Origin of the sequence: Pseudomonas sp. DrBHI1, assembly GCF_002205115.1 — a bacterium.
Classification (GTDB): domain Bacteria; phylum Pseudomonadota; class Gammaproteobacteria; order Pseudomonadales; family Pseudomonadaceae; genus Aquipseudomonas; species Aquipseudomonas mosselii.
Genome location: NZ_NIBE01000127.1, coordinates 29897 through 43842 on the forward strand (window position 1 = coordinate 29897; position 13946 = coordinate 43842).

Below are 13946 nucleotides of genomic sequence, written 5' to 3' on the forward strand. Positions count from 1 at the left end.
GGCAGCGACGTCGTTGCGCCCGGCAGCGGGCTGCTCGCCGTGCACCGGCGCGGCCACGCGACTGCCCCAGAGCACCGGAGCGGCACCGTCGGTGCGCGGGAATGGGCTGGAGTTCACGCTGTGCTTCTGCTTGCTCAGCTGACGCACCAGCACATCCTGCAGGCCAATGCCGCCACCCTGGCGGGACATGCTCACCGCCAGTTGCTGGTCATACATGTCACGGTACTGCTTGACCGTGTCGCTGTTCATCGGGCTGTCTTCGTCGGCCATCACATCGGTGGCCTTGCGCGACGCCTTGAGCATCTCGCTGACGAACAACGACTCGAATTCCTGGGCCACCTTGCGGATGTTGCCCTCGCTGTCGCGATCGCCAGCTTTGAGCGAACTCAACCGATTGAGGTCGGTGAAGGCCCCACTGTCGGACGCGCCGGAGATCAGGCTTTTCGGATTCATCCCTGGCGTCCTCAGATCACGATCAGGTCGGCTTGCAACGCACCGGCCTGCTTCAGGGCTTCGAGGATCGCCATCAGGTCGCTCGGCGCTGCGCCGACCTGGTTCACCGCGCGGACGATCTCATCCAGCGTGGTGCCCGGGCCGAACTTGAACATCGGCTTGGCTTCCTGCTCGGCATTGACCCGCGAGCGTGGCACCACGGCGGTCTGGCCGTTGGAGAACGGCCCCGGCTGGCTGACGATCGGGTCTTCGGTGATGGTCACGGTCAGGCTGCCGTGGGTCACCGCCGCCGGCGAGACCTTGACGTTCTGGCCGATGACGATGGTGCCGGTGCGCGAGTTGATGATGACCTTGGCCACAGCCTGCCCCGGATCGATCTCCAGGTTCTCGAGAATGGACAGGTAGTCCACTCGCTGGCTCGGGTCCATCGGCGCGGTGACCCGCACCGAACCACCATCGACGGCCTGGGCCACGCCCGGGCCAAGCAGCTCGTTGACCTTGTCGACGATGCGCTTGGCGGTGGTGAAGTCCGGGCGATTGAGGTTCAGGGTGAGACTGTTGCCCTGGTTGAAGCCACTTGGCACCGCGCGCTCGACCGACGCGCCACCGGGAATACGACCGGCCGACGGGACGTTGACGGTGATCTTCGAGCCATCACGGCCTTCGGCGTCGAATCCACCGACCACCAGGTTGCCCTGGGCGATGGCGTAGACGTTGCCGTCGATACCCTTGAGCGGCGTCATCAACAGGCTGCCGCCGCGCAGGCTCTTGGAGTTGCCGATCGATGACACCGTGATGTCGATCACCTGGCCCGGCTTGGCGAAGGCCGGCAGGTCGGCATGCACCGACACCGCGGCAACGTTTTTCAACTGCACGTTGCCCGATCCTGGCGGCACCTTGATGCCGAACTGCGACAGCATGTTGTTGAAGGTCTGCAGGGTGAACGGGGTCTGGGTGGTCTGGTCACCGGTACCGTTCAGGCCCACCACCAGGCCGTAGCCGATCAGCTGGTTGGCCCGCACGCCGGAAATGCTGGCGATATCCTTCAAGCGCTCGGCGTGGGCGCCGAACGCACAGGACAGAAGTAGTGTCGCGGCAATCAACCGCCTAGCGTTGAACATGGTCATCCGTACTCAGAAAGGCCAGAGCGGGCTGATGAAGAAGCGGTCCAGCCAACCGGGCTGGCTGGCATCGGCAAACGAGCCGGTGCCCGAATAGGTGATGCGCGCGTCGGCCACGCGAGTGGACGGCACGGTGTTGTCGGTGGCAATGTCGTCGGCGCGCACCAGGCCAGCAATGCGCACCAGCTCTTCGCCGGTGTTCAGGGTCATCCACTTCTCGCCACGCACGGCGATAATGCCGTTGGGCAGCACCTCGGCCACGGTGACGGTGATCGAGCCGGTCAGGGTGTTGCCCTGGGTGGCCTTGCTGTCACCTTTGGTGGAACGGTCACCGCTGTAGCCGGCCTCCAGGGTGAGGTCGCCACTGCCCAACGGGTTGTTGGTGTTCGGCACGGTACCGAACAGCGAGGTCAGACCGAGGTTGGCCTTGCTGTTCTTCTGGATCTGGGAACCTGCGTTCTTGCTCGCCGAGGTGCGCTCGTTGAGGGTGATGGTGATGATGTCACCGACCCGAAACGCCTTGCGATCGGTATACAGGCCCTGCTCGAAACCGGCCTGGTAGATCGAGCCGTTGTTGGCCGCTGCCGGCAACGGGGTGCGCGGCAGGACCGGCGCGTAGTACGGATCGTTGGGCTTGGGCGTCGGCGCGACGCAACCGGCCAACGATACCGCCCCCCCCAGGGCGAACACGGACAACAGACGTTTCATGACGCTTACCTCTAGGCAAAACAGGCGCTGCAACAGCGAGCGAATGGTCAGCGGCCCGCACCCGGCGGGCCGCCAGGGGTTACAGCTGCTGGGTGACGAACGACAGCATCTTGTCGGCGGCGGAGATGACCTTGGAGTTCATCTCGTAGGCGCGCTGGGTGGTGATCATGTTCACCAGCTCTTCGACGGTGCTGACGTTGGACGCTTCCAGGGTCTGCTGCTCGGTGGTGCCGAAGCCGTTCAGGCCTGGGGTGCCGACCTGCGGCGCGCCGCTGGCAGCGGTCTCCAGGAACAGGTTGCCACCGATCGCCTGCAGACCGGCCGGGTTGATGAAGTCGGCGGTCTGGATGTTGCCGATGACCTGCGCGGCCGGGTTGCCGACGGTGGTGATCGACACGGTGCCGTCCTTGCCGACGGTGAACGTCTGCGCGTCTGGCGGCACGACGATGGCCGGTTCCAGGGCAAAGCCGTTGGCGGTGACGATCTGGCCGTCGGAGTTCAGGTGGAAGGTACCGTCGCGCGTGTACGACACGGTGCCGTCGGGCTGCAGGATCTGGAAGAAGCCGCGACCGTTGACCGCCATGTCCAGCGGGTTTTCAGTGGTCTGCAGGCTGCCGGCATTGAAGCTCTTCTGGGTGCCGACGATGCGCACACCGGTACCGACCTGCAGGCCCGAAGGCAGCTCGCTGTCCTGGGTGGACTGCGCGCCAGGCTGGCGCTTGATCTGGTAGAGCAGGTCCTGGAACTCGGCACGATCACGCTTGAAGCCGGTGGTCGAGACGTTGGCCAAGTTGTTGGAGATGACCGCGAGGTTGGTGTCCTGGGCGGACAGGCCGGTTTTAGCGACCCAAAGAGCCGGAAGCATTTAATGTTCTCCTCGTGCGCCTGTTTTACGGCACCCGTTCAAATGTAATTAGCCGATTTGCAAAACCCGAGCCATGGCTTCATCGCCTTCCTTGGCCGCGTTCATCATCTTGACGTGCAGTTCGAACTGACGGGACAGCGCCAGCACCGAGGTCATTTCCTCGACGGCATTGACGTTGCTCGACTCCAGGAAACCCGAGACCACCCGCACGTTGACATCGGCGTCAGCCGGCTGGCCAGTGGTGGTGTGGATCATGCCGTCCAGGCCCTTGGTAAGCCCCTTGATATCCGGATTGACCAGCTTGATCCGGTCGACCTCGGCCATCACCCGCGGATCCTCGCCCATGGCGCGGATGCTGATGGTGCCGTCGTCGCCGACCTCGACCTTCTGCTCCGGCGGAATGGCGATGGGACCGCCATTGCCGATCACCGGCATGCCGTTGCCAGCACGCAGCACGCCCAGGGCGTCGATGTTCAGGCTGCCGGTGCGCACGTAGGCTTCGCTACCGTCTGGTGCCTGCACGGCGATGAAACCCTTGCCGGCAACCGCCACATCCAGCTCCCGACCGGTCTCGACCAGCGCACCCTCGCTGAAATCGGTGGCCGGGCGCTCGGTCATGGCGAAGGCGCGTGCCGGAAAGCTGTCGCCGAACACCGGCATCGAACGCGCCTGCTCCAGGTCACGCTGGAAGCCGTTGGTGGAAACGTTCGCCAGGTTGTTGGCATGGGCCTTCTGCGCCAGCGCGTTCTGGCTGGCGCCGGTCATGGCCACGTAAAGCATCTTGTCCACAGCATCTCCTCTACGCGAACCTTGCCGCGCTATCGTTGGCAAGGGTAAAGCAAATATCGAACCAAACTGACGCAACCCTTTGAGTACGGGGCATTCAGGGCCACGCCAAGACAAAAAGCGTCAGTTTGTCGGCGAATGTTTGCCGCAGGCGGCAACACCCCGTCAGTTGTTCCGACACGCGCCATTGTTGTAGGGCCCGGAATGACGCTTCCAGCCCTCGCCCGGATCGGTGGCCGAGCACATGTAGCGCCCGGTCGCCAGGCTTTGCCACTGATACCAGGGCGCCGGCGCGGCGCGCAGCGAGAGCGCGATCAACAGTGCGCCCGCCACCGCCACGAGCATCGACAGTTTCTTCATGGCTTTGCCCTCCGCTGTGCCAGACGTGAAAAAGCCCCCGCAAGCAGGGGCTTTTTCACGCCACGATCATCAGGTCATCTGGATGATGGTCTGCATGATGGTGCTTTCGGTGGAAATGGTCTTGGCGTTGGCCTGGTAGTTGCTCTGCGCCTTGATCAGGTTGACCAACTCGCCAGTCAGGTCGACGTTGGAGTCTTCCAGGGAACTGCCCGCGATACGACCCAGGGTACCGGTGTCCGGCTCGCCGATGATCGGCACGCCCGAAGCGTAGGACTCTTTCCAGGCGGTGGCGCCGACAGGGGTCAGCCCCTGCAGGTTCGCGAAGTTGGCGATCACCACCTGACCGATGACCTTGTTCTGGCCGTTGGTGAAGTTGGCGAACAGGTTGCCGCTCTGATCCACGGTCAGGCCGGCGAGCTCACCGGTGGCATAGCCATCCTGGTCCTTGGCAGTGGTGGCCGAGGCCGCGTTGTACTGAGTGGTGGCCAGCATGTCCAGGGTCACACCACCGGTGCGTGCGGTGGCACCATTGCCTACCCAGGCGCCTGCGGCGTTCTTCTCGGCCGGCACCCAGTTGGCCAGCTGGAAGGTCTTGTCGGCAGCGACGGTCAAGCCACCTGCGACCGGCCCGGCAGCCATTGCGGCGGTATCCAACTTGCCTGCCGAGGTGAACGGCAGCTTGTTGACCAGCGGAGTGGACAAGGTGGGGTCGGCCGGATTGCGACCATCGATGGTGGTGTACATGGTCCAGGAGTTGGTACCGGCATCCTTGACGAAATACTGGTTCATCTGGTGTTCGTTGCCCTGGCTGTCGTAGACCGGGGTATTGAAGGTGTAGTTGTAGCTTTTGACATTGGTCGGATCGAACGGCGCAACCGTCGGCGCTGCGTCGCTGGAGTTCAGGTTGACCGTTTCGGAAATGCGACCCGTCGGCTTTGGCGACAGGTTCGAAGTATCGATCTTCAGGTTGGTCAGCGACCCCTGGATGACCTTGCCGTTTTCATCCACCGGATAACCCTGCAGGTTGGCGCCGTTGGCGTTGACCACGTAGCCTTCCTTGTCGCTGTAGAAGGCGCCGGAGCGGGTGTAAATCCGCGAGCCGTTGTCATTCAGGGCAAAGAAGCCGTTGCCGTCGATGGCCATGTCCAGCGCCTGGCCGGTGCCATTGATGTTGCCCGGGTTGAACATCTGCGAGACCGCCATGGTCTTCACGCCGCTGCCCACCTGGGTCTTGCCGCCGGCGGTGCCACGGATGGACTGCGAATACTGGTCGCCGAACTCGGCGCGCGACGATTTGAAACCGGTGGTGGCGACGTTGGCAATGTTGTTGCCGGTAACGTTCAGAGCCTTGTTCGCCGCGTAGAGACCGCTAAGGCCGATATTGAAAGACATTTACTCGCTCCTTGTGCCGATGCTGCGGCGTTAGATTCCGATGGTGGTTACTTTGGAGATGCCGACTTTGCCGATACCGGCCAGGTCGAGCATCATCTCGCTGCCGTTCTGGAAGCTGACACTGTTGACCTTGGCCGGCAGCAGCGTGGCCAGCGTCTTGGCCTTGCCGTCGACCTTGGTCTCGGCACTGAAGGTATAGGTGCCCGGCTCGACCGCCTCGCCCTTCTCGTTCTTGCCGTCCCAGATGAAGTCGGCGGTACCGGCCTTGCGCGCCCCCAGGTCGATGGTCTTGACCACGTTGCCATCCTTGTCCTTGATGCTGACCTTGCCCTCGGTGATGTTCGACGGCACCACGACCTGACCATTGAAGCTCTTGGTGGTGTCGACCACCGCCTTGTCGCTCGCCACGATCACCGAGCGACCGACCAGCGAAGTGGCCTGCAGCGCCTGGGACGAACCAATGCCGGTGAGGATGCCGTCGACCGACTCCTTCAGCGACTGGATGCCCTCGAGGCTGCTGAACTGGGCCAACTGCGCGACGAATTCGCCGTTGTCCTGGGGATCCAGCGGGTTCTGGTTCTTCATCTGCGTCACCAGCAACTGCAGGAACGCATCCTTGCCCAGCGCGCTGCCGGCCTGCCCGGTGTTGCTCTTGTTGGCAGGCTTCTGCAGCGAATCCAGATAGCCGCTGCCGACCTTGGTATCGGTATTGGTGGTAGTCATTACGGCTCCCTGCTTACTGACCCAGGGTCAGCACTTTCTGCATCATGTTCTTGGCGGTGTTCATCAGTTCGGCGTTGGTCTGGAACGCGCGACTGGCGGAGATCATGTCGGCCATCTCCTCGACCACGTTGACGTTCGGGTAGTAGACGTAGCCGTCCTTGTTCGCCGCCGGGTGGTTCGGCTCGTAGCGGGCCTCGAGGTTGCTCTGGTCCTCGATGATGCCCTTGACCTGAACGCCCTGCCCCGCCTCGCCCTGATCCTCGAACAGCGACTGGCCCGCGCCGCCCTGAGCCTGCTGGAAGGTGGTGGCGAACACCGGATGACGAGCGCGGTAGGTCTGGTCGATGCTCGAGGACACCGTCTCGGCGTTGGCGATGTTCGAAGCGACGGTGTTAAGGCGCGTATTCTGCGCGCTCATGCCGCTACCGGCGATGTTGAAGACACTGGCAAGGGACATGGTCACTCTCCGCGCAGGGCCGATACCAGCCCTTTGAATTTACTGTTGAGCAGGGTGAAGCTGGCCTGGAAGCCAACGGCGTTTTCGGTGTAGTTCGATTGCTCGATCTGCGCGTCCACGGTGTTCTGGTCGATCGACGGCTGCATCGGGGTGCGGTACTGCAACGTGTCGTCCATCATCGCCAGGCCTTCGGCCTCGATGTGACGGCTGTTGGTGCGGTCCAGGGCGATACGTCCGTTCTGCTGTTTGTCGGCCTCGGCGGCGAGCACCGAAGAGAAGTCCATGTCACGCGCCTTGTAGTTGGGCGTGTCGGCGTTGGCGATGTTGTTGGCCAGCACCTCGGCACGCTGGGCGCGAAAGCCCAGCGCCTTTTCGTGGATGCCGAGCGCTTTGTCGAAGCTGATGCTCATATCGGGGAAACCTTCGGAGGTTGACCAGAGTTTCGTTGGCTTAGGCTTTAGCAAGGGCTGTGCCAACCACCACAACCCCGATAAACAGGGGCCCAACGGGCTCAGCACAGGATGGGCATGCCAGAAAAGCGGCAAAGTGCTTCCGCTTCGAACGCAACAAGCGGCAATTGCCAGGCGGCAAAAGCGGCAAAACAAAAAATTGACGTCAAACAATAATGACCATTAGCCATTATTCGCGGTAGGATTCGCGTCCTGCGCAGCGCTGTGGCACGAAGCCACCCTTCTCGAAAGCCAATGGTTTCTACCCACGCATGGATGCGCGACGACTTTTTACTGTTTTCCAAGGATAGAAGCCGTGGCTTTGCCAACCTTCCGCAAGACCCTCCTTACACTGGCCATCAGCGCTGCGCCCCTGCCCTCCCTGGCTCAGACCGTCACCCTGAACGACAGTGGATTTCGCAGCGAACACCAGGTCATCAACGACGACCTGGCGTTTGCCGGCAGCTTCACCGGCCAGGACAAGAGCGCCATCCACCTGTTCGACACCCGGGTCATGGGTGACCTCACTTTCAACAGCACCGTCAACGACAACGACCAGACGGTCATCGCCACGACACATGACAGTGATGGCATCCACCTCGCCAGCAGCAACCTGAGCGGGGAACTGCTCCAACTCGGCAACGTCAAGACCAGCAGCAGTGGTGGTGCCGCCCTGCGTCTGCGGGCCAGCATCCTGGACGGCGACCTGCGTAACCTGGGCCAGCTCAAGTCCACCGCTGGCGCCTTCGCAGTCAGCGGCGTGCAGAACCACGGTATTGACCTGGCCTCCCCCAACACCGGCACCACGCTGATCAGGGGCGACGTGATCAATGCCGAGGGGGCGCTCATCGAGGCTTCCTCGCCTGTAGCGCGCGCCATCAACGTGGCCGGCGCCAACCTGGAGGGCAAGGTCATCAACCGCGGCACCATCCGTGCGAGCGGCAGCAACGCCATCGGCATCCTGGCCAGCTCCAGCCCCGACAGTCGCGGGATCAGTGCCGTGCTTGCCGGCGTCCAGAACCACGGCGAGCTCTTTGCCAGCAGCGAGGGCATCTTGCTCGATGGCGCGACCCTGACCGACACGTTCGGGCAGCATGTCGTCAACACCGGCCGGGTCACAACCAGCGGCACCGCTATCAGGATCGGCAATGTCGCCCTCGATGGTCCTGGCATGCAGCCCTGGCAGAAGACCAATGGCGACCTCAACATCTACAACAGCGGCGGTATTTGGGCCGACGTCGCCATCGACGCCAGCGCGAGCAACCATCCGGTCGAACTGATCCTGCGCGAAGGCAGCGAGACCTATGGCACCCTGAGCGGAATAGCCAACATCGAAGTCGAGGGCGACAGCACCTACGGCACCACCGTCATCAACCGCGGGAGTGCCGACATCCGCCTGGTGAACGATGGCTGGATCGATGTCGGCAGCGCCGGCGATCCTGCCGTCACGCTCCACTTCGACTCCGACCACACCCGCATCGACGGCAACCTGCGCGTGGCCGACAACTCGGCGATGGGCCTGCTGCTCTCCGAGATGACCATCCCCAACGAGGCGATCGTCAGGGTCAGCGGCACCACGGAATTCGGCCAGAACACCAGGATCGCCCTGACCCCCGAAGGCGATGATTTCCAGGCCGGCGGCACGCGCTACCTGCTGCTCGAGGCCGGCCAGGTGAAGGTGCTCGACGCCAGCGGCACCCCCAAGGTCGTCAGCACCTCGGTGATGCTCAACGTCACGAGCAGCACCCTCGAGGACAACAAGGTCTATGCCGTCGTCAGCACCCAGCCCACCGAGCGCCTCGAACAGATCGTGGCCGGGCAAGGGGGCGACAGCAACGCGCGTCAAGCCCTGGGCAACCTGGCCGAGTCCGGCCTGCTGGCACGCCTGGGCAAGCAGGATCCGCTGTTCCTCGCTGCCGCCGGCGCCGACGAGGCTCGACTGGCCAGGCTCGCCGAGCAACTGGCACCGGACGTCAGCGACGGCGCCCGCCAGGCCGCCATGGCCAGCCAGCGACTGATCGGCAACGCCATCGCCAGCCGCTCCAGCAGCCTGCGCGCCCCTCACGCCAGCGAAGCACGCCGCGCCTCCGGCGTGTGGATGCAGTCGCTGTACAGCGACGCCAGCCAGCAACAGCGCGATGACATTGCCGGCTACAACGCCTACAGCCGCGGCATGGCGGTCGGCGCCGATGCCCAGCTTGACGACCAGTTCACGCTCGGCGCGACCTACAGCCTCATCGACAGCGACATCAACAGCCAACGCGGCAACAAGACCCAGGTACAGAGCCATGCCTTCTCGCTGTATGGCATCTACACACTGGACAACTACTTCGTCGACGCCAGCTTGACCTACGGCATCAACGACAACGAAGGCAAGCGCGAGATCGCCGGCACCCGGGCCAAGTCGGACTATGACAGCAACCTGCTGGGCCTGAACCTGGTGGGCGGCTACAGCTGGCAGCTGAATCCGCGACTGCTGGTCGAACCACGCCTGGCGGCGCGCTACACCCGCATCGACATCGACAGCTTCAACGAGAAAGGCTCGTCGGCCGCGCTCAAGGTCGAGGCACAACGCTACGAGGCCATCGAACTGGGCGTCGGCGTGCTCGTGGCCAGCCAACTGCCGCTCGGCGCCGGCACCCTGGAGCCGCAACTGAAGATGATGGCGTATCACGACTTTGCCGCCGACCCTGTGCAGAACACCGCGACCTTCGTGCTTGGCAGCACACCCTTCGTAAGCCACGGCGCCGGCGTGGCGCGCAGCAGCTACGAGGCCGGCCTGGGTGCGGACTACAAGCTGGGGGCGGTGAGCGTTGGAGTCAGCTATGACTACGTGGGCAAGTCGGGCTTCGATGCCGACGTGTTCTCGGCCAGGCTGCGCTACGCATTCTGACACGCCATCACAGGCAAGCCCGCAGCGAAAACAAAAAGGCCGGGATCGCAGGATACCGGCCTTTTTTGCCCAGCCTTACTTGGCCTGGTAGATGATCCCCGGACTGCACTGGACCATCTGATAGTGGTCCGGCAACCCGTTGAGCGCCTCGGACGCGCCAAGGAACAGGTAGCCACCAGGCTTGAGCGTGCTGTGAATGCGCATCAGGATGTCCTTCTTGACCTGAGCCGAGAAGTAGATCAGCACGTTGCGGCAGAACACGATGTCGAATTTGCCCAGCGGCGCATAGCTGTCGAGCAGGTTGTACGAACGGAACTCGACGCGACTGCGGATCGGCGGCTTGACCGCCCAGCGCCCCGGCCCCTTGGGGTCGAAGTAGCGCTGCAGGCGCTCCTGTGACAGGCCACGGGCAATGGCCAGGCTGTCGTACTCGCCAGTCTTGCAGTTGTTGAGCATGGCGCCGGACAGGTCGGTGGCAACAATCTGCGCGCCCATCTTCAACTGGCCGAGGTTGGTGCGCTCGAACTCGTCGATCGACATCGAGATCGAATACGGCTCCTGCCCCGACGAACAGGCCGCCGACCAGATGCGCAGGCGCTGGCCCGGATTGTTCTTGATGAACTCCGGGATCACCTTGCTCTTGAGCACTTCGAACGGGTAGGTGTCGCGAAACCACAGCGTCTCGTTGGTGGTCATGGCATCGACCACCTGCTCGCGCAAACCACTGCGTGGCTGGGTCTGGATGCGCTGAACCAATTCGCCCAGCGACTTGATGCCCTGTTGCTCCATCAGCTTGTTGAGACGGCTGGAGACCAGGTACTGCTTATTCTCGCCCAGCAGGATGCCACAGGCTTTCTCCAGGAAGACCCGGAACTGTTCGAAATCCAAATTACCCGTAGACAATGCTGCCGCCTCTTCTTAAATCGCTAGCGCCGGGGACGAGCCCCGGCCGTTTCAATGACTCGCCTTGATCCGATCGACCACGCGCTGGGCAAGATCGTCCGGCCTGAACTTGGCCAGGAAGTCATCAGCACCGACCTTCTTGACCATCGCCTGGTTGAATACCCCGGACAGCGAAGTATGCAGGCAGATGTGCAGCTTTTGCATACGCGGATCGCTGCGGATCTCCGCCGTGAGGGTATAGCCGTCCATTTCCGGCATTTCAATATCCGAGATCATCATGAGGAACTCTTCCTCCGGACGCTTGCCCTCGTCCACCAGCTTACGCAGGTAGTCCAGGGCCTGGCGACCGTCGTTGAGCGCCACCACCTCGACCCCCACAGTCTGCAGGCAACGGCTCACCTGCTTGCGCGCCACCGACGAATCATCGACCGTCAGCACCCGCAACATCACCGCCTTGTCCTGCACCTCGGCATCGATCACCCCCTCGGACACCGACTCGGACGACGGCGCCACTTCGGCCAGCACCTTCTCGACATCGATGATCTCGACCATGCGATTGTCGACCCGGGTCACGGCGGTCAGGTAGTGATCGCGCCCGGTGCCCTTGGGTGGCGGATGGATCTCTTCCCAGTTCATGTTGACGATGCGCTCGACCGAGTGCACCAGGAAGCCCTGGGTCTTGGTGTTGTACTCGGTGATGATCACGAAACTGTTGCGCGTTTCTTCCTTCAACTGCGGAAGGCCAGTGGCCATCGACAGGTCAAGGATCGGGATGGTCGCCCCCCGAATGTTGGCCACACCGCGCACCACCGGATGGGATCTGGGCAGCAGCGTCAGGTCCGGGCACTGCAGCACCTCCCGCACCTTGAACACATTGATGCCGTAGAGCTGATCGCCATTGAGGCGAAACAAAAGCAGCTCCAGGCGGTTCTGCCCCACCAGTTGCGTGCGCTGGTTGACCGAATCCATCACTCCAGCCATGCCAGACTCCTTCAACGATTGCCTAAGTACCGAATCGGCACGGGCTTTGCTTTTTTGAACGCCATGTACACGAAAACGACAAATTTCCGACGACTGACGCGCCTGCTGACCGGCTCACTGGCCGCCCTGTGCCTGCTGGCACCCGGCATTCGTACGCTGGCGGACTCTTTTACCTTGCCTGAACAGCTTATCGGTGTCACTCAGGGGTTTCTTGAGTTCACCGTAGAGGATTATCTGGCGACGACCCAAACCCCGGGCCGCTATGAAATCCAGGTCAATACCCTGGACCCGCGCCTGCGCATGCCCCAATGCAGCCAGCAATTGGATGCCTCGCTGGAAAGTTCGACGCCGCTCGGGCGGGTCACGGTACGGGTACGCTGCGACAGTGCCGCGCCCTGGACGGTGTTCGTCCCGGCACAGGTCCGCCTGCTGCGCGATGTGGTGGTCATGACGCGCCCCCTGAAGCGCGAAAGCGTGGTGACCGAAGGCGATGTGGCCATGCGCGAGCGCGATGTCGGCAGCCTCGGCCCAGGCTACCTGACCCAGCTCGACCAGGCCGTGGGCATGAAGCTGCTGCGCCCCACTGTGCTCGACCAGGTACTGACGCAACAGCACCTGGAACAGGCCGAGGTGGTTCGCAAGGGCGACCATGTGGTGATCATCGCCCGCAGCGGCAGCCTGAGCGTGCGCATGCCGGGCGAGGCACTGGACAAGGGCGGCCTGCAGACGCAGATCCGCGTGCGCAACCTGAATTCCAGGCGCGTGGTCAAGGCGCGGGTCACAGGCCCCGGCCAGGTCGAGGTGGCCATGTAATACACCGTGTCGGGATAATGACAGAACGCTGGCGATGTGGAACCGCGCGCCCTAAACTGTGTCACAAATCGGGTTGCGCACCTGTACCTGGAGGCACTGATGCATTCACACCTAAAGTTTTGCTCAGGCTGGCCGAAAACCAGGCATGCGTCCTAATTCCCAGGGGTTCTGAACATGGTCATCGACTTCAGTCGTCTCAACAACTCTCCGTCCGTCACGGGCGGCGTTCGCGGCAATGCCGCGCCAGGCAACGCCGAAAAAGCCGGCGAAGCCAGTGAAGCGCCAAAGCGCGCCAATGCCAGCGGAGAAGCGGTACACCTGAGCCCAGAGGCCCAGCAATTGCAGAAGATCAGCGACAAGCTGCGCGATCAGCCGACCGTCAACAGCGCCCGCGTGGCCGAGTTGAAGCAGGCCATCGCAGACGGCAGCTACAAGGTCGATGCCGACCGGGTCGCCAGCAAACTGCTTGATTTCGAAGCCCAGCGCTGACCTTCAGGCGCGCTGACTTCAAGGACGCAACACGCCAAGAGTTAGCCATGCACGACACTACCCTGCTGCAACTGATTGAAAACGACATAGCGCCGACGCAGGAACTGCTCGAGCTTCTGCAGAACGAAGCGATAGCCCTGCACGGTCGGGACATGATGGCCCTGGAGCAAATCCTGGCCCGCAAGCAGTCGTTGATCATCTTGCTCGAGCAGCAGGGCAAGCGGCGCAGTCAGCTGCTCCTCGAACTCGGCCTGAGTGCCGACCGCGAGGGGGCCCAGGCGCTGGCCGCACAGTCGAGCAATGGCGAGGCCATCATGAGCCGGCTCGATGCACTGGGCGAGCTGATGGATGCCTGCCGGCAGGTCAACGAGACCAATGGCCGGATCATCCAGGTGCAACAACAGACCACGGCGAACCAGATCAGAATCCTTCAGGGTGGCGATTCCCCGTCGCTCTACGACAGCCGTGGCGGCACCTCGCCAATGGCCAAGCCCCGCGCACTCAGCCAAGTGTGATTAGTTCTATCTTATTTGTACCAAGACACGGAACATAC

General features: G+C 62.8%; 16 protein-coding genes. 4 read left to right on the forward strand and 12 right to left on the reverse strand.

The features are described from left to right. The 10 genes from CC207_RS28025 to flgB all read right to left on the reverse strand — a co-directional run. On the reverse strand, positions 1-453 hold a 453-nt coding region (locus tag CC207_RS28025), incomplete at its 3' end, for a rod-binding protein (RefSeq protein ID WP_256582339.1). Between the two features lie 11 nt (positions 454-464). Next, positions 465-1574: a flagellar basal body P-ring protein FlgI gene (locus tag CC207_RS23505; protein WP_028691033.1), complete on the reverse strand. Its 1110-nt coding sequence runs from the start codon at positions 1572-1574 to the stop codon at positions 465-467. A 12-nt stretch (positions 1575-1586) separates the two neighbouring features. Beyond that, complete coding sequence (gene flgH, locus CC207_RS23510; RefSeq protein ID WP_028691034.1) at positions 1587-2282, reverse strand: flagellar basal body L-ring protein FlgH; 696 nt, start codon at positions 2280-2282, stop codon at positions 1587-1589. Positions 2283-2361: 79 nt separating this feature from the next. Continuing rightward, the gene (gene flgG, locus CC207_RS23515; protein ID WP_028691035.1) at positions 2362-3147 is read right to left on the reverse strand and encodes a flagellar basal-body rod protein FlgG; all 786 of its coding nucleotides are present in this window, start codon (positions 3145-3147) and stop codon (positions 2362-2364) included. 48 nt (positions 3148-3195) lie between these two features. Continuing rightward, positions 3196-3936: a flagellar basal-body rod protein FlgF gene (flgF, locus tag CC207_RS23520; protein WP_062360683.1), complete on the reverse strand. Its 741-nt coding sequence runs from the start codon at positions 3934-3936 to the stop codon at positions 3196-3198. Positions 3937-4098: 162 nt separating this feature from the next. Next, positions 4099-4293: a hypothetical protein gene (locus CC207_RS23525; protein ID WP_062360681.1), complete on the reverse strand. Its 195-nt coding sequence runs from the start codon at positions 4291-4293 to the stop codon at positions 4099-4101. A 69-nt stretch (positions 4294-4362) separates the two neighbouring features. Then, positions 4363-5685, reverse strand: a complete 1323-nt coding sequence (gene flgE / locus CC207_RS23530; protein ID WP_062360680.1) for a flagellar hook protein FlgE — start codon at positions 5683-5685, stop codon at positions 4363-4365. Between the two features lie 30 nt (positions 5686-5715). Beyond that, entirely contained in the window at positions 5716-6408 is a 693-nt protein-coding gene (gene flgD, locus CC207_RS23535; RefSeq protein WP_062360678.1) for a flagellar hook assembly protein FlgD, read from the reverse strand. 13 nt (positions 6409-6421) lie between these two features. Further along, complete coding sequence (gene flgC / locus CC207_RS23540) at positions 6422-6865, reverse strand: flagellar basal body rod protein FlgC (protein WP_023629792.1); 444 nt, start codon at positions 6863-6865, stop codon at positions 6422-6424. 2 nt (positions 6866-6867) lie between these two features. After that, the gene (gene flgB, locus CC207_RS23545; protein WP_028691041.1) at positions 6868-7275 is read right to left on the reverse strand and encodes a flagellar basal body rod protein FlgB; all 408 of its coding nucleotides are present in this window, start codon (positions 7273-7275) and stop codon (positions 6868-6870) included. A gap of 355 nt (positions 7276-7630) precedes the next feature. Here flgB and CC207_RS23550 point away from each other — a divergent pair, with 355 nt between their 5' ends. Further along, positions 7631-10207: an autotransporter outer membrane beta-barrel domain-containing protein gene (locus tag CC207_RS23550; RefSeq protein ID WP_256582345.1), complete on the forward strand. Its 2577-nt coding sequence runs from the start codon at positions 7631-7633 to the stop codon at positions 10205-10207. Between the two features lie 75 nt (positions 10208-10282). Here CC207_RS23550 and cheR read toward each other — a convergent pair whose 3' ends face one another. After that, positions 10283-11110, reverse strand: a complete 828-nt coding sequence (gene cheR, locus CC207_RS23555; protein ID WP_028691042.1) for a protein-glutamate O-methyltransferase CheR — start codon at positions 11108-11110, stop codon at positions 10283-10285. A 51-nt stretch (positions 11111-11161) separates the two neighbouring features. After that, entirely contained in the window at positions 11162-12091 is a 930-nt protein-coding gene (locus CC207_RS23560) for a chemotaxis protein CheV (protein WP_028691043.1), read from the reverse strand. 63 nt (positions 12092-12154) lie between these two features. On the opposite strand from CC207_RS23560, the gene flgA reads away from it, so the two are divergent. The 3 genes from flgA to CC207_RS23575 all read left to right on the forward strand — a co-directional run bounded on the left by flgA (position 12155) and on the right by CC207_RS23575 (position 13908). Next, complete coding sequence (flgA, locus tag CC207_RS23565) at positions 12155-12904, forward strand: flagellar basal body P-ring formation chaperone FlgA (RefSeq protein WP_028691044.1); 750 nt, start codon at positions 12155-12157, stop codon at positions 12902-12904. Between the two features lie 174 nt (positions 12905-13078). Further along, a complete protein-coding gene (gene flgM, locus CC207_RS23570) occupies positions 13079-13393 on the forward strand; it encodes a flagellar biosynthesis anti-sigma factor FlgM (protein ID WP_028691045.1) in 315 nt (104 codons plus the stop codon). Between the two features lie 47 nt (positions 13394-13440). Further along, positions 13441-13908 carry a flagella synthesis protein FlgN gene (locus CC207_RS23575; RefSeq protein ID WP_028691046.1) on the forward strand — a complete coding sequence of 156 codons (468 nt, stop codon included), beginning with the start codon at positions 13441-13443 and terminating at the stop codon, positions 13906-13908. Positions 13909-13946 lie beyond the last annotated feature (38 nt).